This window comes from Hymenobacter properus, from assembly GCF_015694735.1.
Taxonomy (GTDB): Bacteria; Bacteroidota; Bacteroidia; order Cytophagales; family Hymenobacteraceae; genus Hymenobacter; species Hymenobacter properus.
The window spans coordinates 1,387,993-1,413,041 of sequence record NZ_JADQDP010000001.1; the positions used below are offsets into that span (position 1 = coordinate 1,387,993).

The window sequence follows — 25,049 nt, forward strand, 5'->3', positions numbered from 1 at the left end:
ATCCCCGCCCAAGTGGAGCGGGGATTTTGCGTTTCAGAATCAGCCCAGTGCTACTTCACCAGCAGGACGCGGCTGGTTTTGGTTTTGCCGTTGGCAGTCACTTTGTAGTAATAAGTACCGGAGGCCAGCAACGCGCCCCTCAGCACCACAGAATGGGCTTCGCCAGCCTGCGATTCGCCATCGAAAAGTGTGGCAATGCGCGCACCCATGGCGTTGTATACCGTCAGGACGACGTGACCGCGCTGGGGCACCACAAAGTTGATGGTGGCGTCGTGGCTGGTCGGGTTGGGGTAGGCTTGCGTTTCAATGTCTCTCAGCGAGGAGCTCACTGTCGACGGGGCAGACACGGAGAAATTCGACACCGGGCAGGCATTGAGGGTGTAGTTGCTGCAATTGGTGGCCGCCGAGGTGCAGCCGCCGCTGCCCGCGGGGCTGGTGGTGGTGATGCTGAAGCCCTTGCCGGCTTGCAGCGTGAACTCCAGCGCGCCGGAGCCGCCGTACACCGCAGTCTGCGAGCCCGCCACCCCGGTCTGGGTCACGGTGTAGGTGTAGCCCGTGAGGGGGCAGCTTACGGTCAGCTTCGGCGCCGTCAGGGGGCCGCACAGGGTGGCTTCCTGGATGGTAACCACCGGCCGCGCGGGGGTAGCGGGCTGCGCACTGATGGTAATAGAAGCCGCCGGCGAAATGCAGCCGTCGCTATTCTTGGCCGTGACGGTATGCGGGCCCGCTGCCTGACCTGTGTAGCCCCCGGCCGGATAAGCCGCGTAAGTGCCGTTATCCAAGCTGAACGTAAGGCCCGTAGTGCCCGAGGTGATGGTGACCGTGCCCGTGCTTACGGCGCAGGTGGGGTCCACTTTGCCCAGCGTGGGGGTAGTGGGCGTGGGCGGCTGGGCATTGAGGGTGATGGATGCCGCCGGCGAAACGCAGCCGTCGGTGTTTTTGGCTGTTACGGTGTGCGGGCCAGCGGCCAGGCCCGTGTAGCCCCCGGCCGGATAGGCAGCAAAGCTGCCGGCATCGAGCTTAAATTGCAGCCCCGCCGTGGCCGAGGTCACCGTCACGGTGCCGGTGCTTAGGGTGCAGGTGGGGTCCGCTTTGCCCAAAGTGGGCGTGGCCGGTGTGGGCGGCTGGGCGCCAATCGAGATGGAAGCCACCGCCGAAATACACCCGTCGCCGTTTTTCGACGTTACGGTATGCGGGCCCGCTGCCTGACCTGTATAGCCCCCGGCCGGATAAGCCGCGTAAGTGCCATTGTCCAAGCTGAAGGTGAGGCCCGTGGTGGCTGAGGTGATGGTGACCGTGCCCGTGCTCACGGTGCAAGTGGGGTCCACTTTGTCCAGCGAGGGCGCGGCGGGCGTGAGCGGCTGCGGGTTTACCGTAACGGAGCGGGCGCCGGAAAGGCAGGTGCGCTGGGCCGCCACCAAGCTGTAGTCCCCTGGCAGCGTGCCGGCAAAAATGCCCGTCGTATTGCTCACTGCGGCCCGCACAGGCTTGGTGCCGGTGAGGGTGTATACGTAGCCCAGCACGGGGTCGGTGACGTTCAGGGTGCCGGTGGTCACGGTGCAGGAGGGCTGCACCACGGTGGCCTCGGGCGTGGGCGGCAGCGCGTTGAAGGTGCCGGAAGTAAAATCCTGCAGCGAAGCCGTGATGGACTGCGAGTTGCGGGTTTCAACCAGGAAATAGGAAAAGCAGCTGGCAATGTTCATCCCGGCCAGGTCGATGGCGCCTTCGTAAAACAGGTTGGGCGCGTAGTCGAGGCTGCCGTTGCTGGCCCGGTAGGTGAAGCCCGCCGGCGCGGGGTAGGTCACGTGGTTCACGTTGGCGGCATACAGGGCATTGTTGGCCGGCAGCTGCACCAGGGCGCCGTTGTTCCAGCGGTACACGCTGATGGTGGGCGTGGTGCCGCCGCTGGTAAAATCACTCAGAATCAGCAGGTCGCCGTTGGCGTGCACCCCGTTGAAATTCCCGTTGGCATTCACACTGACCGGGGTGGTGAAAAACCAGAAGCCAATGGACGCGTCGCCGTTGTCGGAAGTGCGGTCGCCAAAGAAGCGCATGATGGTGTTGTTGGGCCCTGTGAGCAGCGCCCCGGCGTTGGTAATGTCGCCTTTGGCGTTGGCGCTGCCGTTGCTCCAGTGCCAATCCGTGAGCAGGTTGCCGTCTTTCGAGCCCTGCGTGAACTGGTTGTCCACGTTGCCCGCCGCATTGGCCAAGTCGAGCGAGTAGGCGTGGATGGGGTAAATTGTGGTGAAATTGGCCCAGTCGGCGGGGTTGCCGTCGTGGTAATCCGCCGTAATCTGGGCCGTGGCAGTGCCAGCCCCCAGTAGCAACGCCACCAGCACAGCCAGCAGCAGGCGTCCCCCCGCCGCAACACCTGAACAGGGGCGACCGGATGAAAATACAAGGTGTTTCATGTCGTGCAGGATAAAAAATGAGAAAGCAGGCTTCTCCCGGACAGCCCTTTTCCGGCAGGCAGCCGCGCGCCCAGCACCAGAAGGCGCCTCCAGCAGCAATTGCGCGCAACTCCCACCGATTCGCTCAGGCGCGAAACCGGGAGGCATTCAAGCAGGGCGGGTGAACATTGGCGGGCAGACGCCACCACTTGCAAGGACAGGCCGATAGCAGGCCCCGGCTCTGAGCTCATCCAGCCGGTGCCTCCTTCTTTGTATAAACAAATATATTATATATTTAATATATTCAATTGTACAAATGCGACATCTTCACTTAGCGCCCCTGAGGCTGAAACATGGCCTTAAACCAGTAGCTCTGCCGCCGCGGCGTCCTTTACCTAAATAGCTAACTGCCTCATATACTGAGGCAAAACCACTTCGACGCACTGCGCTTTCCAGATTACTCAATCAATTCCCAGCACTTTATAGGCGGCTAGTTTCATCCGGCTTAGCGGAAACAGCAAAAAAAGAAGCGGCCCCCAGTGGAGGCCGCCTCTTCGTATTTATTGTTTCACTAAAACTCACTTTTTCATTTAAGCGGGAAGCTGGCAGGCAGGCCGCTTCGGATGCTGTTTCTCACCAGTAGGAGGCGGATTGAATGGGCGCTGCCTCATTCAGCAGGGCTTGCCTGCACAACCGCACGGGAATCTGGCGAAGTGACAACTCTGACGGGGCACACGGCGGAAACGGCTGAAAGAGGACTCCCACCCAATCTTTTTCCATCCTGCCGCGCACCCGTCAGGTTGTAAATCACTCACAGTACAAATCTGCCTATTCATCTACTCCAAACCTTCCCGCACCCTCCTGCTATTCGCAGAAAATTTGCAGCAGTCTTCAGTCCATGTGGAACACCCGCGCCAGGGGCTGCACCACCGGGGAATTATCGGGGTTGGTTTCCATCAAGTCGCCCATGTAGGCCCACCAGCGCTGCATGATTTCGGTGCGCGGCAGGTCGTCGGAAGAGTGGCCGGGCAGGCGCTTCTGCACCGCAAACAGGATGCCGCTGGCGGCATCGAGGTAGATGGAATAGTCGCGGATGCCCGCTTCGTGTAGCAGGGCCGACAGTTCGGGCCAGATTTCGTCGTGGCGGCGCTCGTACTCGGCGGCCACGCCGGGCTTGAGCTTCATGGTGAAGGCTATTTCTTCCATATTCTTTAGTTGTCAGTTGCTCGTTGTCAGTTGTCAGTTACTCATACAGTCTTAGGTCTTCCTAACAACTGACAACGAGCAACTAATAACTAAAATCTACTGCACCGGGGCGCCTACCGACGCCGGCGTGAGCGTGACCGGCCCCAGCAGACCCGACTCCAGCGGCTTCCAGCCCTCGGTGGTGAAGAGGCCGTCGGGGCCGCGGTTTTCCTTAAGCTTGGCGGGCATGTTGGTATTGTAGAAAATCTTCCAGTCGACGTGGTTGCGGTCCAGGTCCTCAATGCGGTTGGCCATCAGGTTGCTTACCGTCACGGTGAGGGTGTTGCTGGCCTTGAGCTGGTTTTTGGGCAGGTACACCTGGTAGGCCGGGCCCAGCAGCGTGGCCACGGGCTGGCCGTTGAGCTGCACGCGGGCGCTCTGGGCCACGCGGCCCAGGTCGAGCAGGAAGCCGTCGGCGGTGCCTTGCGGCAGGGCGAAGGTGGTGGTGTAGCTGGCCGCGCCCGAGAACTTCTTGCCGGCCTCGCCCAAGTTCGTCCACGAAGTCAATTCCTTGAGCTGCTGCTTGGCCGGCAGTTCGGGGCCGCCCGAAACGAAGCTAAGGTCCCAGGGCGTGGAGAGGGCCTGGGGCGTGGCGGTGAGGGTAAGGTAGGGATATACCGGGCCGGTGGCGGTGGCCTCGTTGGTGTCTAGCAGGCAGGTTTCGCCGGGCGCCAGCTGCACGTACACTTCGGGAGTGCCCTGGGCTGTGGGGCGTAAGGTGGCCAGCCCGGCCTGCTCGGTCATGGGGTTGAAGAGAGTGGCCGATTTGGCGGCGGTGGCCAGCGGCACCCAGGCGGCCACGGGCTTCTCGCCCCAGTTGGCCAGGAAGTAGGTATGGCCGCCCTCGTGGCGGCGGCGAATGAATTCCAATCCATTGTCCACCAGTGTTTCGCGCTTCACGCCGGCTTGGGTCAGCAGCTGGCTCACGTCGGCGCCTAGCAGCACGCGTCCCTTGCCCACGGTGGCTTGGCGCACACCGTCTTTGGCGTCTTTGAATTTGAACTGGGCCAGCAGCTTCTGGAAGTTGACGCGGCGGTTTTCGAGGTTGCCGAGGCCGGGCACGTCGGCGGGTGCCTGGTTTTGCAGCACGATGGTGGCGCCGTTCTGGGCCAGGCGCAGCAGGCTTTCCAGCGTGAGCAGCGGCATGAGGTGGGCGTCGGGCACGAGCAACGTTTGGTAGCGGGCGCCGCCGCTGGTGAGCAGGGCGGCGCCGTCGTTTTTCACCTGCTGCACCTGCTTGTCGGAAATGAAATCGTAGCCGTAGCCCTTGGCCAACAGTAGCTCGCTGGTGCCTTCAACGGGCATGCCTTTGAAGCCATGCTCGATGCCGTCGAAGTGCTGGAGCAGCACCTTGCCCGGCCGGGTGTAAGCGTCGGACTGCGGCAGGTAGAGCAGCACATCGTTGCTGGGCTGGCCGGCTTGCAGGAAGCTTTGGGCACGGGCCGTGTACTGGTTTAGCTTGCCAAAATCCGTCCAGAACGGGTTTTGCGGATTGAACTCCACAGCGGCGTAGAACAGCCACCCGGGCCACTTGGCGGCCGGCGGCGAGTAGGCCGTGCCGTGGTAAAACACGTGGTTGACGCCCCCAAGCAGCATGCGGTCGATGGCCTTTTTAATGTCGCTCAGCTTGCTCAAGAAATGGTCATTCTCCCAGGTCGCCGTTTCGGCCGAGGCCAGCGGCTTGCCCGTGACGTGCGCGGCCGACGAGGCGAACTTGATGCGCGTGAGGTTCTCCCCTTCCGTTTCCGGAATGTCGGTGGCGGCGTATAAGTCCAGGATGTTGGCCGGCGAGCCGTGGGCTTGGTTGCGAATCAGGGCGTCGTGGGTTTTGGCCCAGGCGCCCCAGGTTTTGGTGTAGTTTTCGAGCAGCAGCTCCGAGATGGTTTCGCGGTAGTCAGTCAGCACGCGCTGGTTTTCGTCCTCGCTGGCTTTGCCAAACAGCGCGGGCAGGTGCTGGCGCAGGTCGTAGCCCCGACGCCGGCTGAACTCAGCCAGCATTGCCGGCGTCCAGTTGGCTTCGCCCTGGGCGTCGTCTACCTCGTAGGAGTCGTTGAAAAACGCGCGAATGGGCTTTACATCGTGGCCCTTGAAGGCTTTATCGAAGTAAGCCAAATAGTGGTCGGTGGCCGGCTTGGACAGGTGGTCGATGACGTCCCCTTCGCCGCCCGGGCCCGCGCGCTCCACCTGCTTGCCGTGCCAGCCCTGAAACAGGGCGTACAGCGTCCAGGTGCCGCCGGCCGGAGCCGTCCAGGTCAGCTTGCCTTTAAGGTCTACTTTGGTGGTGAGGTCGAGGGTTTCGCCTTTGTCCGAATAGGCAATCAACGTTTGCAGGGGCAGCGGCTTTTCGAAGCGCACCTGGTCGAGGGCCAGCGTCTGCAGGTTCTTGTTGGTCGCCACGGGGTCTGAAAGCTGCTTTAGGTCCACCTTGTGGCCCACGGCGTTGGCAATGGGCTTCTGCATGAACGTAACCGGCTCGGCCAGGCTGGCGCCGCCCTTCACCTCAAATGTTTTGTAGGCAACGTACTTGGAAGCATCGGCCGGCGCCACCCAAGGGCCACCAAACGGCCAGCCCGAGGCCTGCGCCATGTCGATGCCCAGCCCCAACCGGTTGGCCTCGGTGAGCGTGTGCGAGAGCATGTCCATCCACTTCGGCGAAAGGAAATCGATGAACTGGCTTTCGGCCCCCTTCACGCCGTAAATCGTGGTGATTTCCATGCCACCGAGGCCGGCTTTCTGGTACTCGGTGAGCAGGTGAGTGAGGTCGGCCTTGTTCACGGCGCTGCCCTCCCACCACCAGCGCGTCCAAGGCTTGGTTTGCTGGGTGATGGCGGGCCATTTGGGGGCCTGCGCCTGGGCGGTGAGCGAGGCAAGGAGGAGAAGGGCGAGGGAGCGTTTCATGTAGAAGAACGTCATGCAGAGCGCAGCGAAGCATCTCGCGTGCAGCAGTAATTAAGGCAGTTCCAACGATTGAATTAGTGGCGGCACGCGAGATGCTTCGCTGCGCTCTGCATGACGTTCTACTTCAGCTTATAAACCTCACTGCCGGCCAGCAGGAAGCAGCCCAGGCCGTAGTCTTCAAAGTCGGGCTTGCTGGTGTAGCTCACGGGCTGGCCGTCTTTGGGCTCCTTGCCGGTGCCCTGCACGTAGCCCAGGAAGCCGTCTTTGTGAATGCAGTCCTTCACCATGCCTTGCCAGGCTTTGGCGATGATGGGCTCGTACTGCTTGCGGTCGAGCAGGCCGTTGTTGAGGCCCCAGGCCATGCCGTAGGTGAAGAGGGCGGTGCCGCTCATCTCCTTGCCGCCGAAGTGGTTGGCATCGTGCAGGCTCACGTTCCAGAAGCCGTCGGGGCGCTGCAGGGGCGGCAGGGCCTGCATCATGGCCAGGTACATTTGCTCGTACTCGGCGCGGTGCGGGGCGTCTTTGGGCATCACCTCCAGCACGCGCACCATGGCCGCCACCACCCAGCCGTTGCCGCGGCTCCAGTAGCAGTCTTCGCCGTTGGGCTCCTTGTAGGGCGGCACAAAATCCTTATCGCGCCACCACAGCTTGTCCTGCGGGTTGTAGAGGCCGTTGCCGCCCTCGCGGGTTTTCGAGTGGTTGTAGATGGCGTACATCTTCTCATAATAGGCGTTGTCCTTCGTGATAACGCCTAGCTTGGCAAACACCGGCATGGCCATTTGCAGGGCGTCAATCCAGTTCCAGTCGTCCGCTTTCTCGCTGGCCACCATGTTGTCTACGGCCGCTTTGATGTCGTGCAGGCGCTCGGGCTTGGGGTCAATCTGGTAGAGTTCCAGATAGGTTTGGCCGGCGCACTGGTTGTCGGCATTGCGGTCCGTGGTGCCGTTGCGGATGCCCCACTGGTGCTTCTGGCCCCAGTCCACGGCGTAGTCGTAGTAGCGCGCCTGCTTGTCGGTGCGGTAGAGGGCCATCAGGCCTTCGTAGTACACGGCACGCGTCCAGATGTGGCTGGGGCGGGTTTTGTTGGTCACAATTTCCTTGCCCGTGTCCGGCCACTTCTTCATGAAGTAGTCGTTGGTGAGCGTCATGCTTTTGAGCACGGCTTTTTTCTTGGGCAGCTTCTGGGCCGCGGCGGGCTGGGCCAGCAGCAGGGCGGCGCAAAAGCAAGCGGCGAGGGTGGTTTTTAGGGGCATGGGGGTTGTGCGTTTCACTCTCGACCATCAGCCGGTCATGCAGAGCGCAGCGAAGCATCTCGCTGGGGAAGTAGTCAATCAAATTAATGCGTTGCGCACGCGAGATGCTTCGCTGCGCGCTGCTGACGTTTTAGGAAGCCTTCTTCTCCACCTCCACGGCGTACACCTGCTCGGAGCCCTCAAAGTTGGCCCGAAAAACAATCCACTTGCCATCGGGCGTGAAGTGGACGTTGGGTTCCAGCTTATAGCCGTGGGCTTTCATGTTCACCAGGCGCTCGGTGAGGAACTTGTCGCCTTCGGGCCGGAAAAGGTTAATCCACATGCCGTCGGGGGCTTTGGCCACCTGGCCGGCGTCGCCGCCGTCGCCAGCGAAAAGCTTCTGGTCGGGCGAGATGTTGAAGTGGATGGACCAGTCGTTGCGGTCCATCTGGTAGGCGCGTTCCTGGCCGGTTTTCACGTCGGTGCCGCCCAGGTAAAACGTGACGCTGCGCGGCTTCTGCATGTCGAACCAGATGGTTTTGCCGTCGGGGCTGAAGAACTCGTGGCCCGCGATTTCGCCATCCACCGTGCGCTTGTGCACCAGCTTCACGGCCTTAGTTTTGGTATTGATGTGCCAGATGCGGTCCACCTTGTGCCAGGGGCCCTCGTGGCAAAACATCAGCAAATCGGGGTCGGTGGGCGAAAACTGCACGTGGTTCAGCCAGGCATTGTCGGTAAATAGCTTGTCGACCCGTCCCTTGCCGTCGGTGCTCACCGTGAACAGCGTGCGCGGCAGCTTGGCCTCGTAGATGCGGTTGAAGAAGTCGCTCTTGGCCGGGTACTGGCGGTAAATCTCCTTTTCCGCATCAGAGCCCAGGGCGCCGCCCAGCTGGGTTTCATCAGCGTTGAGCGAAGTGATGTCGGCCTTGAAATCGGCGGGGAACACGAACACGCGGCGGGTTTTCTTGCTGTCCACGCTGGTGGCGTACACGGTGTCCTGCACCTGGTAGAACACCTCGCGCCGCTTGCGGCCCACAATCTCGCCCTTCACCTGCTTGAAGTAGCGCGTCAGCGGCTCGGTTTGGCGGGTTTTCAGGTTCAGCAGGCGCAGCTGGTGGCCCCGGTCGTCGGTGTGGTAAATCACCATCAAATCCTCATTGCCCTTGCCCTTCACAAACGGGTTGTTGTGGAAGTAAAAGCTGGCGTTGTCGCCATCCTGTTGGGTGAGGCGCACCACCTTGTGGCCGGTGTCGGCATCAATCCATTCGGCAGCGGGCATGGGCTTCTGCGCGCCCGTAACCAGCTTGGTCTGGGCGTGGCCGGCCAGGCTGAGCAGCAGGCCGCCGGCAATAGGCAAGTAGCGGTTGGTTTTCATGGGGTGGGAATGGAGGTAAGCACCCGCAAGAACTTGCCGGCCTTTGCCCAAACCTTCCTGTACTCTTCGGTGGTGTTGCTGGAGGCCCCTTGAAACCACAGTGCCAACGACAGTACGCCCGGTGATTGGCGAACAGTGCCACTGGCAACGAGAAGCTCAGGCAGATTAGTTAAGCTGGTCCGATTGTTACCTTGCCGCAGCCTGGTTGCTAATTCGCTTCATCCTTCTCTTTCTGCTATGAACCGTCGCCTTTTATTTCTTCCGGCAGCCCTCACCGGCGCATTAAACTTGGCGGGGGGACGTGCCCAAGCCCAGCTGCGCGTCAGCGTTGGCCCCACCCTGGGCCTGAATGTGACCACGGCCCCGTATTTCGAAAGGCGGTCCTTTGCCACCACCCATACCCAAGGGGTTGAGGCTGGCATCCAAGCTTACATTGGCCAGAACCATTGGGAACTGCAGCCCGCATTGCTCTTTTCGCAAAAAGGGTTTGGCATCAACGATAACTACACCGAGGAAAGTGCGGGGCAAACCACCATCATTGTGACCAAAAGCACCTACCGGCTCAACTACCTCACGTTGCCGCTAAACCTGGCCTACAACCAGCGGGCCGACGGCCAGGGCTTCTGCCTTTTTGCGGGCAGCTACGCCGGGGTGCTGCTTGGTGGCACCTATTCAAATGGCATCAGCTACTCTGTCCGCACCCCGCGTTCCGCCTCGGGCGGCTATTCGGAGTTTTCGGGGCCAGTAGCCGGGGGCGACTACTTCTCTAACACCTTCGGCGACAAGGCCTACTATTGCCGACGCTTCGATTTCGGCGTGCAAGGCGGCCTGGGCTATCGGCACGGTCCCCTGTTGGTGCAGGCGGGCTATAGCTTAGGCCTGCGCAACCTTGGGGCCGACTTCCAACTCGGCAATGGCTCGACAGTGGACGGTCCTACTTTCCGAAATCGGGCTTTTCAGGCCTCCTTTGCCTACTTGTTTTCCTTCACAAAATAGCGGGTTGCTTATTGCCGGCTGGTCCCCGGCCCTATGTTTAGCTGCCGCAGCCGCCACAGCCGCCGCAGCCACCTTCGCAGCCGCTGCTGCCGCAGCCCGAGCCGCCGCTGTCGCCGCTATCTGAGCTGGGTGGGGGCGCCAGGCTAGCAGCCACTGCGCCCATGCCCCACCTCCGCAGCTCAGCCACCCCGAAGAAGGCCACCGAAACAGCCACCAAGTGCCCCGACACTGGGCCGCCGCTGCGGCGCTGCGCCACTTGGTCAGCACGCACTTCTGGGATGAAGCGCTGCAGCAGGCGCGTGCCGCAGCCGGTGGCCCACGCCTCCGCGGCGGTCCGGTAGCTCCATGCCAGCACGGCGAGCACAAGCAACGACGCACACAGCAACCCCACGGGCCGGTCCCGGTGCAGGCCCACTCCTATTTTGGCTAGACCGAAAAGGCTCAAGCCGAGCGCCGCCAGGAGCGGTATGCGATTGAGCTGCTTGCGCCGGGCTGGCGGCAGCAGCAAACCTTTGGCTTCCAGGGCGGCATCGAGGGCTTGCAGGGCCGCTACGTTGGGGTTAGCGGCCTGCTTCAGCAGCGCATCCAGTTCGGTGCTGCCGTCCGGCCGAATCAAATCCCACACGGTACGCTCGTAGGGCTCGGCGGGCGGGGCGGCGTCGGTACGCCTGATTTGGCGCCCGGACATTAGCTCGGCGTGGCCGGTGCTGACTAGCGCAGCAATGGCGTTTTCGGCCACCAGCTGGCCGCGGCCGCTTAAGCGGACCAGCTCGTAGGTGCCGAGCGGGGCGCCGGCGTAGTCGGTTTCGGGTCCGCGCCCGGCACGCCGCAGCCACCACACCACGGGCACCAGCAGCAGGGCCAGCCCCCAGAACAGCGTCAGAAACTCCGGTCCGTACCAGTTCAGCGGGTTCAGGGGCGTGCGCGCGCCACAGCCCAGCAGCCCCAGCATCGCCAGGAGCCCCAGCTCCACACGCCCGTTGGGCCGCCGAAACGGCCACCGCGGCCGCGGCAGCAGCCAGTGCTTCCGCAGGTTGATGCGCCGAAAGTGCGGCGCCTCGCCAAATCGCACCGCTGCTTCGGGCCAGATGTCGGCCGGCGGCAGGGTTCCAAAAGCGGCCGTGTAAGAGTTTAGCGTGCGGGCGTACCAATCTTCAAACTTCTGGCCCTCGGCCGCCCCGCCCCGGGTGGGCCCGTGGTGCAGCGGGAAGCCCAACACCTGCCCGCACAGCTCGTCCCAATACGAACGGGTGTAGACGAGGTGCAGGTGCCAAGCCTGGTCCACTTCGTCGGAAGGCGTGACCGGGTGCCCGCAGGTAGCGGCCAGAAAGAGGAATTTCTTGTACTCCAGCACCACCCGGTGGGCGAAATCCACGGGCCAGCCATTGTCGCGGGCCAAGCGCCGGGAGAAGGAGAGCGAAGCCCCGCCGTCGAGGTCAAGGGCTTGTAGTCGGGCCCACAGTTGGGCCAGGGCTGCGTGGTTCCCTGCAGCGCTTTCAGCTAGTTTTTTCAACGCTTCAAAAGTAAGGGCCTTATACTATTCCTTTCGAAAAACCACGCTTTAAAACCCAAAGCAACAATAAGATAATATAGCCCCCACGCATTCGCGCCAACGCCGACAATCGGCAGCATGCAGGTGCCATTTCTTTAGCCCCAAGCCAGCCGCCAAACGCTGCTACCGGCGCTCCCGCCGGCTGCCCCCGAAAAGCCGCCCCCGCTCATTGCTGACCAGAAAGGTGGAATCTGTCAGGAAAACCAGCCCTTCGGCCTGCCCGGTGGTGGGCAGTGCCCGGAAGCGCTTCGGCCCGTCGAACAAAGGACGCCCCGGGGCATTAGTGAACAAAAACACGCCGCCGTAGCCCAGCAGGGCTACTGTGCTGCCGTCAGGGCTGATGTCTGCCGCCGTGATGGGGCGGCCGAGGCGAATGCTGTCGCGCAGCACAGCCACGTAGCGGCCCGGGTGCGCCGGCAGCACGTAGTGCTTGGTGAGTTGGCGCAGGCTGCGGTCTTTGCTGAACAAATGCAGCGTGTCCTGGTAAAAGTAGAAGGCTTCGCAGTCGAAATTGCGGTGGCCCCGGTGCGGCGGAAACGCAGTTTGGTCGGGGTAACGAAAGGCGATGGTGTCAACATTCGGGCGGCCACCGCGCAGGCTCAGGCGGTAAATGGCCAGGTCGCGGCGCTGGCTGCGGTTGTTGCCAAAGTCGCCGATGTAGAGGCGGCCGGTGGGGTCGCGGGCCAGGTCTTCCCAGTCGCGGTTGGGCAGCGGCGCGAGGTCGAGCCGGCGGCGCACCGTGCCGGGCAGCGAAAACTCGGTGAGTTGCGCAGGCGTGCCGCCGTCGCCGTGCGTCCAGAAGCCACCCAGCGTGTCGGCACAAGCCAGGCCAGAGCTTTCGCGCACGCTGCGTGGCAGGCGGCCGATTTTTCGCACTTTGCAATGAGCCCGCTGGAAGCTTCCCCGGCCGTGGTTGGCCGGCGCGCCGATGAGCACGGCGTGCAGGAAAACGAGGACGGGAAAAAGGGCGTCGCGCAGCAGGTGGAGCATGGTCGAGGCAAAAATCTTTTGCGTATTACGCCAGTTACGACAGGAGGTGAGAAGCCACTTTGCCTGCAATCCTACTTTGCACTTGCCGCATGAAAAGTATCGCCTTTCTGATTCTGTCTACCGCCACGGCGCTGCTAAGTTCTCTGTCATCTCTCAACGCCCAAACCGCCACGCCCGCATCCTTACAACAACTTTTGTGGGAAAGCCGCTGGAAGAAGCGAGTGCTACTGATAGCCGCCCCCACAACGCAGCACGTCGACTTCCAGCAACAAAAGGCACTGCTCGCGCCCCAGGCTGCAGCCTTGGCCGAGCGCGACTTTCTGGTACTGGAAGTCCTATATGCTCAGCTAACAGCAGCTGACCAGCAGTTTCTGGCGCAGCAAATAGGCATTAAGCCGCCCGCGTTTGCAGCTGTACTCATCGGTAAAGACGGCGGCGTGAAAGAAAAGAGCAGCCGCCCAATTACGCCCGAGGCACTTTTCGGCATCGTGGACAAGATGCCGATGCGACGCGAGGAAATGAAGCGCAGGAAATAGCGCCCTGTTCTTGGAGGGCCTGTCACTGCGGGCGCAGCGAAGCAATCCGTCCTGTCAAAACCAGATACTGTCTTAAGCGACAAAGCCCCGGCGCCATATGGTACCGGGGCTTTGTCACATTATTGGGCTAGTCGCTATGAACAGGACGGATTGCTTCGCTGCGCTCGCAATGACAGGCCCTCCTAAGGATAGACGGCTAGCTCCTACCCCAACGACTTCGTGAAGCCCACTTTAATCTTGAGCTGGAAATCCGAAATCACCTTAAAAATCTCCTTGAGCGTCACCTGCTCCACTTTAGTGAGAGTCTTGGGGTCGAGGTAGTTGTCGGGCGCCACGTTGTCGCTGATGATTTGGGCGGCTTGCTTTTTCAGGCGCACGCCCATCAGGTAATAGTAGGACTGAAGCAGCTCCTGGGCTTCGCGTTCGGTGAACACTCCGGCGGCGCGTAGGGCTTCGAGCCGCTCGCCGGTGTTGGTGGCGAAGATGCGGTGCTTGAGGGCATACATGCGTACCAAATCGACGATGGGCGACATGGTGCGCTTGAGGTTGAACACCTGCTGCGAGCCCACGGCGAAGGTGCGGATGTTGCGGAAGAAGGTGAGCGGCGGTTCGTACTGCAGCGCGTTCACAGCCATGTAATGGAAGAACCGCTCGCGCGGCTTTTGCAGCTCGGCGTCTAGGAAGGCGTGCAGTTCGTCCATGATTTCGGCGTCGCCATAGATATAGCGGCAGTCGAAAGAGGCCGCGAACTGCATGCCGGCCTCGGGGTTGGCCTCGGTCATCCACTCCACGTAGTTGCGTTTCCAGTGCGAGAGCGAGTGCGTCCATTTCGGATTTTTGGCCATGAAGCCGCCCTCGCAGTAGCTGAAGCCGATGGCGTTGAGCTGGTCGCTCACCATCTCGGCAAATTTCAGAAAGTAAGCGCGCACCAGCTCGCGCTGCTCATTGGCCTTGTCTTCGTAGATAATGGCGTTGTCCTGGTCGGTGAGCAAGGTTTGCTCCTTGCGGCCCTCGCTGCCCAGCACCATGTACACAAAGCGGGCCGGCGGCGGACCCAGCTCCGCAATGGCGCCCTCAATGAGCTTGAGGGCAATGGTATCGGACACGGTGGTAATGACCTGGTTCACGATTTCGGGCTTCACGCCTCGGTTCAGGAGCTGGTACACCATTTCCGGGACTTGCTCCCAGCGGCGCTTTAGCTCGGGCACGGCCTGGGCCTGCTTCACGCTCTGAATGAAGATGAACGGCGACTGCGCCTGGTCGTCGGTCAGCAGCTTGTTGCGGCTCAGGAAGCCCACGTACTCGCCATCGGTTTCCACCAGCAGGTAGCGCGTCTTGGTCCGGAACATCAGCAGAATGGCCTCATACACAAAGGCCCGCGAGCTGATGCTGACCACCGGCGCATCCATAATGGTTTCGACCGGCAGGCGGGCGTCGGCCAGGCCGGCCACCACCTTGTCGCGCAGGGTGATGTCGGTGACGTAGCCGATGATGTGGCCGTCTACGTCGGCATTGGTAATGAAATAGCAGCTGGTGCGGGCCTCGGCCATGCGGCGGGCCACTTCGTGAATGGGCGTGTAAGCGGCGCACAGCACCATGGGCCGCAGCTCCAGCGTTTCGATGCGGCGCGAAAACAGCTGGTCCGACGCCAGGTAGCTCTGGCCGGCATGGGTGAGGGGGCGCACAAAGTGGGCGTATTCCTCATTGAGCATGCGCTGCCCGTAGCGCGCCGTGAAGAAGTGAAAGAAGCCTTCATAACCCTGGCACAAGGCCAGAAACTCGCGCCGGTGCAGGAAGTACACGCGGGTATTTTTCTTGGCCACCACCGTGCGCAGCGACTTTTTCCGGTTCAGCAGCAGCGACACGCCACCGTAGCAGTCGCCGCGCCGGCTGTACTCCACCACGCGCCGGTTCTGCTGGCTGTCGTAAAAGAACGTCTCGTACTCGCCTTCCACCAGAATGTCGAGCCCACGCAGCTTGGTTTCGTCCTGAAAGTAGATGACGCCCTCCCGCGGGTGCTGCACTTCCTGCAATCCCGCGGCCACTTCGGCCAGCACGTCCTCGGGCAGCAGGTCGAAGGGCTTGACGGTGCGGAGAAAATCGAGTTTATCGGACATAAGGCAAGAGGCTGGTAGTATTCAGGAATAAAAGAACGTCATGCAGAGCGCAGCGAAGCATCTCGCCAGCAGTAGTAATTAGTTGAAGCAGGCGAGATGCTTCGCTGCGCTCTGCATGACGCTCATTATTAGCTGGTCAATTTATCGAATCAACCAAAAAGCCAGCAACAGAAGCGCCAGCGTGCCCACTAACAGCCACGGCGCCACGCCGATGCGCAGCCGCTTCCGCCGCAAGGGCCGCACGGGGCGCTCAGGCGGCACGGTCACGGGCGTTTGTTGGGCAATGGTTTCGTCAGTGATGAGACCCTGGCGGCGCATCTCGAAGTAGCAGCGGGCGGTGGCGCGCACGTCCACCAGCGCGTCGTGGGCATGGAGCAGCGGCTCGTGAAACAGCCGCTCGTACAGCTCGCCCAGCCGCAGAAAGCCCTGTGTGGCGTGGCGCACCAGTGGGCCAGTGGCGCGCATTGTGCAGAAAGTGGGCAGTTCGGCCAGCACGTTTTTCAGGCCGGCGCGGTGGAAGCCCACGCCCACCATGTGAAAATCGAGCTGCATGAAATGGGCTACCACCAGCGGCTGGTAGTGCAGCAGGTCGCGGTGCAGGCGCTGCATCACGGCGTGGCGCGGGCGGCCGTTGGCGCGCAGAAAGTCGACCGTGAGGCCGTGCACGCGGCCCGACTCCGGGCTCATGTCGTAGTCGCTGGGCTGGATGTAGTGGTTTTCGGCCTTGATTTCGCGGCCGTCGGGCGTGCAGATTATCCAGGCCAGCTGCACGATGTGCGGCCAGCTTTTGCGGCTGGCGTAGGGCTTGGTCCAGTCGCGCGGGATGCCCGAAGTTTCGGTATCGACGAACAGCAGGTAGTCTTTCACAGCGCGACCGACGGATGATAACGGGCGGAAAGAACGTCATGCAGAGCGCAGCGAAGCATCTCGCGGGCAGTACCAATCCTTTTGATGGGTTTACTGCTACACGCGAGATGCTTCGCTGCGCTCTGCATGATGTTCTTCCTATTCGAACCTAAACCAGCTCCGACGACGCCCGCTTCAGCAGCTCCGGCCGGAGCACGATTTTGCGGGGCGTGCGCGTCTGGGTGTCGTGCTGAATCATTTCCAGCAGCAGGCGAATGGCGGCACCGCCCATCTCCTCGCAGCGCTGGTCGATGGTGGTGAGCTTGGGCTCGGTGAGCGAGGAAAAGGTTTCATTGCCGAAACCGACCAGCGCCACGTCCTGTGGCACGCGCAAGCCCTTTTCCTTAAGAGCATCCAGCGCTCCCACGGCCGTGAAGTCGCCCGACGAGAAGATGGCGTCGGGCGGCTGCGGCAGGTCCAGCAGCTGGCGGATGCCGGCCGCGCCGTCTTCCAACGACATATCGTGGCAAAGCACCACCAGTTCCTCTTCCAATGGCACGCCGGCCTCTTCCAGGGCCTGGCGGTAGCCGGCATACCGGTCCTTGAAGATATTGAGGTGCTGCGGGCCACCGAAGTGGGCAATGCGCCGCCGGCCCTGGGCCAGCAGGTGCCGGGTGGCTTCGTAGCCGCCGCGCTGGTCGTCTACCACCACGGCGCTCACCTCGCTGCCGTCGAGAATGCGGTCGAAAAATACCAGGGGCAGGTTGCGCTGCCGAGCCTTCTCGAAGTGCTGAAAATCGTGCGTGTTACGGGCCAACGATACCAGGATACCATCGACCTGGGCGTTCATCAGCGTTTCCACGTTTTTGGCTTCGTGGGCGTGGTCCTCGTTGCTTTGGCACAGCATCACGTTGAAGCCGGCCTGATTGGCCACGGCTTCCGCGCCCTTCATCACGAGGGCAAAGAAGTGACCATCGATGTTCGGCAAGATGACGCCCAGCGTGTTGCTACGGCCCTTGCGTAGGGCGGCTGCCAAATGGTTGGGCTGGTAATCGAGCTGCTCGGCCAGCTGCCACACGCGCTGGCGGGTGGCTTCGCTGATGCGCGAGTGTCCGCTCAACGCCCGCGACACGGTCGAAACGGCGAGTTTCAGCTCCTTGGCAATGTCCGAGATAGAGGCGCGTTTGGGCGTCAAGGGGAAAGGAGAATAGGTGGGAAAGTGAGCCAGGTGGGAAAACGCAAAAGTAGGCCTTTCCCTTGGCCTATTTGCACCCGCTATCCATTAATTCTGCTGCTTATTCCTGCCACACGGCCACGCCGCCCGGTTCCAGCTCGCGGGTGCCCACCAGTAGCTTGGCACTGGCCGGCGCGGGCACGGCCTGCTTGCTGGACGTGAAGTTGGTGGCTACCCAAAACCCGTCGCGCCAGTTCACCATCAGCTGGTCGGGCAGGTTCTCCACAGCCACGTTGGCGGCAGCGTATACCTGCCGCAACACGTCACGCTCCAGGTCGCCGGCCAGCGACTCGGCACCCACGTAGGTGACGGTGCCCTTGCCCAGCTTGCGCGTGACCACGGCCGCCGCCCCGGCATAGAACTGGTCGGCGTAGGTGGCCAGCACATTGGTACCGGCGTTGGGCACCAGCTGCTCGCCCCAGCTGCCCCAGTCGTATTTTTTGGCCGCGGCCGTCACCTGCCCTTTCACCTGGCCGGGTAGCATGTCGAAGGGCCGGTCGTTGAATTTCGCCCCAATAAGGTCGAGGATGGGCATGGCCCAGAGGCCTTCCCAGAGCATGCCGCGGCGGTCTTTCTGGCCGGTCCGAACGCTGAGCACGAGGTGGCCGCCGTTCTGCACGTAGGCGGTCCAGCGGTCCACCAGCGTTTTGTCCAGCAGCTGATAAGCCGGCGCCACCACGAAGGGATACTTGCTGAAATCCTGGTCTTCGGTGATGACGTCGACCGGGCAGTTCAACGTTTTCAGGCCGCGGTAGTAGCGCAGCAGGTGGCCCATGCTGTTCCAGCGCGTTGTGGAAGTCTGGTTGTCGAGGTCGAAGCGGTTGTCGACGTTGTAGAGCAGGGCGGTACGGCGGGCGGCGTGGCGGGCGGGCATGGTCGCGTTGGGCTTCCGCAGCTGGCGTAGCTGGGTCACCTCGCGCATGGCCTGGGCGTATTCGAGGCCGCCGGGCAGGGGCGTCACGCCGTCGGGCCCTACAAAGCCGTAATGGTACAGCTCGCTGCCCGCGCGTGGCTGCCGGTAGCGGTACGAGCAAATCAGGTTCGCGCCCGAGCCGAAGGCGTGCATCAGCCACATGTGCACGGCACCGGGCAACGGCTGCGGGTTCACGTCGCCCCAGTTCACCTGGCCGGGCTGCAGCTCCATCACGCCGGAGTAGCCGTTCAGGGGGCGCGTGAAATCGTGCATGAAACCCAGCATGGCCCCGTTGCCCAGCCGGAAACCCAGTGGACCGTTTTCGGGAAATACCTCGCCGTGCACGGGGTACACGGTCCAGGTAGTGATGTCGACGTCCTTGCGAGTGAGGGCGGGGTTCACGTCGCGGTGGGTGGCCATGTGGTTGGTGGTCACCCACTGGTGGCGGCTGTGCTGGCGCAGCGTGGCGGCCTGCTCCCGAATGTAGTCGGCCGCTTCATCGGCAAACCAGCGCTCGAAATCCAGCAGGGCGTGCGGATTGGGCGTGGCCACCAGCTCGTCAGGGTTGGGGATGCGGATTTGCTCGAAATTCTGGTAAAGCTGCGACCAGAACACGTTGCCCCAGTCGCGGTTCAGGTTGTCGATGGTGCCGTACTTCTGCTTCAGCCAAGCCTGAAATTTGGTTTTGCTAAAGTCATCGTAGGAAAACTGGCGGCCGTAGTGGCTCAGCTCGTTGTCAATCTGCCAGCCCACCACGGCCGGGTTCTGGCCGAAGCGCTGGGCCAGTTGGGTATTGATTTTGGCCACATACTGCCGAAACAACGGCGAGCTCCAGTTGCCCTGCTCGCGGGTGCCGTGAGCCTGGCGGCGGCCCTGGGCACTCACCATCATCGTTTCGGGGTGGTTTTCGGCCAGCCACACGGGCGGCGCGGCGCTGGGCGTGCACAGCACCACCTTCAGCCCGGCCTGGCTGGCCAGCTTCACCGCGCGCTCCAACCAGTCGAGCGAATATTTACCTTCCTGCGGCTCGTACAGCCCCCAGGCAAATTCGCCCATGTGCACAAACTCCAGCCCCAGCTTCCGCATGTTGGCAAAGTCGCGCGCCCACTGGCTTTCGGGCCAGGCCTCGGGGTAGTAGTATACCCCGATGGTCATCATGTCGGCCGCCGGGAAGTAGTCCGGGGTTGCTTTGGCAACGGCAGCAGCCTTCGAAGCTTTGGGCGCTTTCTGAGCCGAGGCAGCAGGGGCATTCAGCAGGGCAAGGCCGGTGAGGAGGGTGCCGAGCGCGCGGTATTTGTGGGACATGGGGTGTATTGCAGGCTGTTATTAAAAGCAGAACGTCATGCTGAGCGCAGCCGAAGCATCTCGCGTGCTGAAGTAATCCAATCGCAAGAAAAGAATTACTACCACACGCGAGATGCTTCGGCTGCGCTCAGCATGACGTTCTAAAATGATGTTTCCGAAGGCAACCGCTTACTCCGCCGGCACGCCCTTATAGTGCACTTCCGACTGCTCGCGCAACCGCCCGGCGCTGAATTCCGGCGTCACGTCGCGCTGCGGGTCGCCCAGCATCTCGTAGCCCACCATAAACTTGCGCACCGTGGCCGAGCGCAGCAGCGGCGGGTAGAAGTGCATGTGCAGGTGCCACTCCGGGTGTTCCTGGCCGTCGGTGGGGCGCTGGTGCAGGCCTGCCGAGTACGGGAAGCTGATGTTGAACAGGTTGTCGTAGCGGATGGTGAGGCGGCGCACGGCGTCGGCCAGGGCGGTGCGCTCTTCGTCCGTGAGCTGGGTGATATCCTGCACGGCCCGACGCGAGATGATGATGGTTTCAAAGGGCCACACGGCCCAATAGGGCACCAGCACCACAAAATGCTCGTTTTCGAGCACCACCCGCTCCTTCTTCTCCAGCTCAATTTTCAGGTAGTCGCTGAGCAGGGTGCGGCCGTGCTCCTGGAAGTAGGCCAGCTGCTGCGTGGTTTCCTTGGCGGGCTCGCCGGGCACGGTGCGCTGGGCCCAAATCTGGCCGTGGGGGTGCGGGTTCGAGCAGCCCATCATCGGGCCCTTGTTCTCGAAAATCTGCACGTAGTTGATGTCGGGTCGGGCGCCGAGCGTCTGGAATTCTTCCACCCACAAATCGACCACCCGCCGGATGGCGGGCACCGTCATTTGCGGCAGGGTCAGGTCGTGGCGCGGCGAGAAGCAGATGACGCGGCAGACGCCCGACTCGGCCTCGGCCCGCAGCAGGCCGCCTTCGTTCACGCCGCCAGTGGGCACGTCGGCGGTGAGGGCGCCGAAGTCGTTGTTGAACACGAAAGTCGACTCGTACTTGGGGTTCTGCTCGCCGCCCACACGACTGTTGCCGGGGCAGAGGTAGCAAGTGGGGTCGTAGGCGGGGCGCTGCTCCTGCTCGGGCTCTTCCTGCTGGCCCTGCCAGGGGCGCTTGGAGCGGTGCGGCGACACAAGGACCCATTCGCCGGCCAGGGCGTTGAAGCGGCGGTGCGGGTGTTCGGTGGAATCGAAGGAAGTGGACATGATTTCGGGAATTTTGAGGGGAACGTCATGCAGAGCGCAGCGAAGCATCTCGCGCGCAATACTGACTCAATCGAATTGATTACTTCGGCACGCGAGATGCTTCGCTGCGCTCTGCATGACGTTCTATTGGGCTTCAACCACCGCCCCCACCCCGGCCACAATCGTGGTCTGGTAGGTTTCCAACTTCAGGCCCAGCTTCTCCTCATACGCCTTGCTCACGCTTTCGATAAACGCATCCACCTTATCCGGGGCCACCAGGTTGATGGTGCAGCCGCCGAAGCCGCCGCCCATCATGCGGGCACCGAACACACCAGGAGCTTTCTGGGCGGCTTCTACCAGCACGTCCAGCTCGGCGCAGCTCACCTCGTAGTCGTCGCGCAGGCCGGCGTGCGAGCCGTACATCTCCTTGCCAAAACCCGCCAAATCGCCGGCATTGAGACAGTCGCAGGCCCGAATGAGGCGGGCGTTTTCCTGCACCACGTAGGCGCAGCGGCGGAACACGGTGCCGCCCAGCTCGCCCTTCAGGGCTTCAAGCTGCTCCATGGTGGCGTCGCGCAGGCTGCTGATGCCTTCGTAGTGCTGCTGCAGGATGCTCACGCCGCGCTCGCACTCCTGGCGGCGGGTGTTGTACTCAGAACTGGCGAGGCTGTGCTTCACGCCCGAGTTGCAGAGCACGATGCGAGCCGCTTGGGTATCGAAGGGGAAATACTCGTATTCGAGCGAGCGGCAGTCGAGGCGCACCACCTGGCCGTCGCGCCCGAACAGGCTGGCAAACTGGTCCATGATGCCACACTGCACGCCGGCGTAGGTGTGCTCGGCAAACTGGGCGACGCGGGCCAGCTCCATCTTCTCAAAACCGGCATCCAGCAGCTTATTAAGGGCGAAGGCCAAGCCGCACTCGATGGCGGCCGACGACGACATGCCCGCGCCCAGCGGCACGGTGCCGGCAAACACGCAGTCGAAGCCCGGCACATCCACGCCACGCAGCTGAAACTGCGCCGCTACGCCCAGCAAGTAGTTGGCCCAGTGCGTGTCGCTAGGTGCGATTTCGGCGGCGTTGTCCAGGTCCAGGGTTTCATTCAGGTCGTGCGCCACCAGCCGGATTTGCGCGCCCTTGTTCAGCCCCACGGCAAACACCGCCTCCTTGTCCACGGCTGCGGGCAGCACGAAGCCGCCGTTGTAGTCGGTGTGCTCGCCGATGAGGTTCACGCGGCCGGGGGCCCGCACCAGCAGCGGCGCGTAGCCGAAACGTTGTTGAAAATCAGCCGCCAGGGCTTGGGCAAGGGTTGCAGACATGGAGAGCGGAGGAAATGAAAACGGGTGGATGGTACGGCCTTGGGGCACTGAGCAGCGTACGCAGACGCGGCCGGACAGGCCAATTCCGGCGCCTTAGGGGCCGAAAAGTACTGTCTAACTTTCAAAGGCAGGCAATCGTTTGCCGGGACCGCAGGAGCCGGGCCGCGTACTTTTGCGGGGTACTTCGCCTTTACTTTTTCCGCCTGCCTCATGTTCAAGCGCCCTACGTTTCTGTTGCTGCTGAGCTGCTTTTGCCACCTCTTTTCTGCCAGCCAAGCTCAGGCCCAGAAGCCTGCGAAAGCACCCGCCGGCGACGTGTACGTGGACAAAAAAGGCGTGCTGCGCTGGCAGAAGGGCGGACAGGAAGTGGCACTGTTTGGCGTGAACTACACCGCGCCCTTCGCCTACTCCTACCGCGCCATCCAGAAAGTGGGCGGCAACCACGAGCAGGCCATTCGGCAGGACGTGTACCACCTGGCGCGCCTGGGCGTCGACGCCTTTCGGGTGCACGTGTGGGACGTGGAAATCACCGACACCACCGGCAACCTGCTAGAAAATGAGCACCTGCGCCTGCTCGACTTTCTGGTGAACGAGCTCAAGCAGCGAGGCATCAAAATCATCCTCACGCCCATTGCCTACTGGAATAACGGCTACCCCGAGCCCGACACCGGCACGGGTTTTTCCAGCATTTTCTCAAAGGGCGAGGCCTACACCAACCCGCGCGCCATTGCCGCGCAGGAACGTTACCTCACGCAGTTCCTCAACCACCGCAACCCCTACACCAAGGCCCTCAATCGCGAAGACCCCGACATCCTGGCCTTCGAGGTGTGCAACGAGCCGCGCTACCACAAGCCCGAGGAGCAGGTAACGAGCTTCGCCAACCGCATGGCCGCCGCCATCAGGGCCACGGGCTGCCGCAAGCCGGTGTTCTATAATGTGTCGGAAAACCCGGACGTGTACGAGGCCATTCTCAACGCCAAGGTCGACGGCCTCACCTTTCAGTGGTACCCGCAGGGGCTGGTGGCCAACCACGCGCTGCGCGGCAACTTCCTGCCCTACGTCGACCAGTACCCCATCCCCTACCGCACCGACCCGCGCTTCCGCAGCAAGGCCAAGATGGTGTACGAGTTCGAGTCGGCCGACATCATTCAGCCCGTCATGTACCCGTTCATGGCCCGCAGCTTCCGCGAGGCGGGTTTCCAATGGGCCACGCAGTTTGCCTACGACCCGCTGGCCATTGCCCACGCCAACACCGAGTACCAAACCCACTACTTGAACTTGGCCTACACGCCCGCCAAGGCCATCAGCCTGCTCATTGCCGGCAAGGTGTTTCGCACGGTGAAGCGCGGGCAGCAGTTCCCGCGCTACCCGCAAGATTCGGTGTTCAGCGACTTCCATGTAAGCTACCGGCAGCAGCTCAGCGAGGTGAACACGCCCGAGGAGTTCTACTACACCGCCGACACGCGCACGGTCCCCAAGCAGCCGGCAAAGCTGCAGCACCTGGCCGGCGTGGGCTCCTCGCCGGTGGCAACGTACGGCGGCACCGGCGCCTACTTCCTGGATAAGCTGGCGCCCGGCGTGTGGCGCCTGGAGGTGATGCCCGACGCCGTCCCCATCCGCGACCCGTTTGAAAAAGCTTCGCTGAGCAAGCCCGTGACGCAGGTACTGTGGACCGACCAGCCGCTGCAGCTCCACCTGCCCGACCTCGGCCCCGCCTTTGCCATCAAAGGCCTGAGCGAGGGCAATAGTGCCCAAAGCCAGGCTGCTGATGGCCGCACCATCCTGCGCCCTGGCGCCTACCTGCTCTCCGCGCCCGGCAAGGCCACCGCGGCCTACACCGAGCGCACGGTCTTCAATAACTACCTGCGGCTGAGCGAGTTTGTGACGCCGAAAAACCTGGAATTGGGGCGGCAACTGCGCCACACGCCGCCAGCGCAAGCCGTGGCAGGCCAACCCCTGCGTCTCACGGCTACGCTCACCGACCTGGCCGCTACCGACAGCGTGTTTCTGGTGGCCCAGCACTACTACGGCCGCACCCGCACCCTACCAATGAGCATGCCGCGCTACGCCACCGTGGAAGCCACCGTGCCCGCTGACTTACTTTATCCAGGACAGCTGCGCTACTGGATAGTAGTGCGCAAAGGCACGCAGGCCACCACTTTTCCCGGCGGCTTCAGCGGCCAGCCGCGCGACTGGGATTACGCCCACCTCGAGCATTTTGAGGTGCCCATTGTGGCCGCCGGCACGCCGCTGCCGCTGTTTGAGGCCGGCCGTGACCAGGAGCGCATCGAGGCCCGCACCGTCGTCAACAACGCCTGGACCGACTACGTGACAACGCCGGTTGGCGCCCTGGCCTTGCGGCTGGTGCAAGGCCCGCTTCGCTCCGGCCAGGCGGCCCAAAGCGGCCCGGCTGCCAGCCTGCGGGCGTATTTTGGCGACAAACTGGCCAGCCGCACCGCCGATGTGGCCGGCTTCCAAACGGTGGTGGTACGGGCCCGCAGCAGCCAGCCCGGCGCCCAGCTCAAAGTGACCCTGACCACGAAGGACGCCGTGTCATACTCGGCCGCGTTGCCGGTGGGCGCCGAACTGCAGGAGGTTCGGCTGCCGCTCAGCGCCTTTCGGCCCGATGCGCTGCTGCTGATGCCCCGCCCCTACCCCGGCTTCAATGCCCTGCAGTACCAGCCCGCCGGCATGCCCGCATTCAAGCTGGCCGATGCTGAAGTGCTGCAGGTGATTTGGGAGGCCGCAACGCCCACCAACCAGCCGCTGACTGTCGACATCGAATCCGTGACGTTGCAGTAAGGTTTTTGCCGCAGTCCGCGTAACTTTTTTGAGAAACCCCGTATTGATGGAGCAATGCTTCTGCAATCACGGGGTTTCTTTTTTGCGTCCGTTTG

Annotated in this window: 16 protein-coding genes; 3 read left to right on the forward strand and 13 right to left on the reverse strand. The window is 62.5% G+C overall.

Features of this window, described 5'->3' with window-relative positions:
• Nucleotides 1-50: 50 nt before the first annotated feature.
• The 5 genes from I2I01_RS05775 to I2I01_RS05795 form a co-directional block, all read right to left on the reverse strand.
• Entirely contained in the window at nucleotides 51-2,411 is a 2,361-nt protein-coding gene (locus I2I01_RS05775; protein WP_196285449.1) for a T9SS type A sorting domain-containing protein, read from the reverse strand.
• Nucleotides 2,412-3,281: 870 nt separating this feature from the next.
• Entirely contained in the window at nucleotides 3,282-3,596 is a 315-nt protein-coding gene (gene rhaM, locus I2I01_RS05780; RefSeq protein ID WP_196285450.1) for an L-rhamnose mutarotase, read from the reverse strand.
• Nucleotides 3,597-3,692: 96 nt separating this feature from the next.
• On the reverse strand, nucleotides 3,693-6,533 hold the full coding sequence (locus I2I01_RS05785; protein WP_196285451.1) for a glycosyl hydrolase: 2,841 nt from the start codon (nucleotides 6,531-6,533) through the stop codon (nucleotides 3,693-3,695).
• A 119-nt stretch (nucleotides 6,534-6,652) separates the two neighbouring features.
• Entirely contained in the window at nucleotides 6,653-7,786 is a 1,134-nt protein-coding gene (locus tag I2I01_RS05790) for a glycoside hydrolase family 88/105 protein (protein WP_196285452.1), read from the reverse strand.
• Between the two features lie 130 nt (nucleotides 7,787-7,916).
• Nucleotides 7,917-9,140, reverse strand: coding sequence for an oligogalacturonate lyase family protein (locus I2I01_RS05795; RefSeq protein WP_196285453.1), 1,224 nt, complete (start codon nucleotides 9,138-9,140; stop codon nucleotides 7,917-7,919).
• Between the two features lie 237 nt (nucleotides 9,141-9,377).
• Here I2I01_RS05795 and I2I01_RS05800 point away from each other — a divergent pair, with 237 nt between their 5' ends.
• Nucleotides 9,378-10,136 carry a porin family protein gene (locus I2I01_RS05800; protein WP_196285454.1) on the forward strand — a complete coding sequence of 253 codons (759 nt, stop codon included), beginning with the start codon at nucleotides 9,378-9,380 and terminating at the stop codon, nucleotides 10,134-10,136.
• 37 nt (nucleotides 10,137-10,173) lie between these two features.
• Here the strand turns inward: I2I01_RS05800 and I2I01_RS05805 are convergent, their stop codons facing one another.
• Both I2I01_RS05805 and I2I01_RS05810 read right to left on the reverse strand, forming a co-directional pair.
• Complete coding sequence (locus I2I01_RS05805; RefSeq protein WP_196285455.1) at nucleotides 10,174-11,649, reverse strand: TIGR04222 domain-containing membrane protein; 1,476 nt, start codon at nucleotides 11,647-11,649, stop codon at nucleotides 10,174-10,176.
• A 162-nt stretch (nucleotides 11,650-11,811) separates the two neighbouring features.
• Complete coding sequence (locus I2I01_RS05810; RefSeq protein WP_196285456.1) at nucleotides 11,812-12,678, reverse strand: hypothetical protein; 867 nt, start codon at nucleotides 12,676-12,678, stop codon at nucleotides 11,812-11,814.
• Nucleotides 12,679-12,767: 89 nt separating this feature from the next.
• Here I2I01_RS05810 and I2I01_RS05815 point away from each other — a divergent pair, with 89 nt between their 5' ends.
• Nucleotides 12,768-13,214, forward strand: coding sequence for a DUF4174 domain-containing protein (locus tag I2I01_RS05815; RefSeq protein ID WP_196285457.1), 447 nt, complete (start codon nucleotides 12,768-12,770; stop codon nucleotides 13,212-13,214).
• A gap of 203 nt (nucleotides 13,215-13,417) precedes the next feature.
• On the opposite strand, the gene I2I01_RS05820 is transcribed toward I2I01_RS05815, so the two are convergent.
• From I2I01_RS05820 to galK, 6 genes are all read right to left on the reverse strand, one after another.
• Nucleotides 13,418-15,331, reverse strand: coding sequence for a DUF294 nucleotidyltransferase-like domain-containing protein (locus I2I01_RS05820; protein WP_196285458.1), 1,914 nt, complete (start codon nucleotides 15,329-15,331; stop codon nucleotides 13,418-13,420).
• Nucleotides 15,332-15,472: 141 nt separating this feature from the next.
• Nucleotides 15,473-16,198: a 3'-5' exonuclease gene (locus I2I01_RS05825; protein WP_196285459.1), complete on the reverse strand. Its 726-nt coding sequence runs from the start codon at nucleotides 16,196-16,198 to the stop codon at nucleotides 15,473-15,475.
• 148 nt (nucleotides 16,199-16,346) lie between these two features.
• Nucleotides 16,347-17,372, reverse strand: coding sequence for a LacI family DNA-binding transcriptional regulator (locus tag I2I01_RS05830; RefSeq protein WP_196285460.1), 1,026 nt, complete (start codon nucleotides 17,370-17,372; stop codon nucleotides 16,347-16,349).
• Nucleotides 17,373-17,472: 100 nt separating this feature from the next.
• A complete protein-coding gene (locus I2I01_RS05835; protein WP_196285461.1) occupies nucleotides 17,473-19,629 on the reverse strand; it encodes a beta-galactosidase in 2,157 nt (718 codons plus the stop codon).
• Nucleotides 19,630-19,797: 168 nt separating this feature from the next.
• Nucleotides 19,798-20,856: a UDP-glucose--hexose-1-phosphate uridylyltransferase gene (locus tag I2I01_RS05840; RefSeq protein WP_196285462.1), complete on the reverse strand. Its 1,059-nt coding sequence runs from the start codon at nucleotides 20,854-20,856 to the stop codon at nucleotides 19,798-19,800.
• Nucleotides 20,857-20,979: 123 nt separating this feature from the next.
• A complete protein-coding gene (gene galK / locus I2I01_RS05845; protein WP_196285463.1) occupies nucleotides 20,980-22,152 on the reverse strand; it encodes a galactokinase in 1,173 nt (390 codons plus the stop codon).
• A gap of 210 nt (nucleotides 22,153-22,362) precedes the next feature.
• Between galK and I2I01_RS05850 the strand changes: the two genes are divergently transcribed.
• Nucleotides 22,363-24,954 carry a cellulase family glycosylhydrolase gene (locus tag I2I01_RS05850; protein WP_196285464.1) on the forward strand — a complete coding sequence of 864 codons (2,592 nt, stop codon included), beginning with the start codon at nucleotides 22,363-22,365 and terminating at the stop codon, nucleotides 24,952-24,954.
• Nucleotides 24,955-25,049 lie beyond the last annotated feature (95 nt).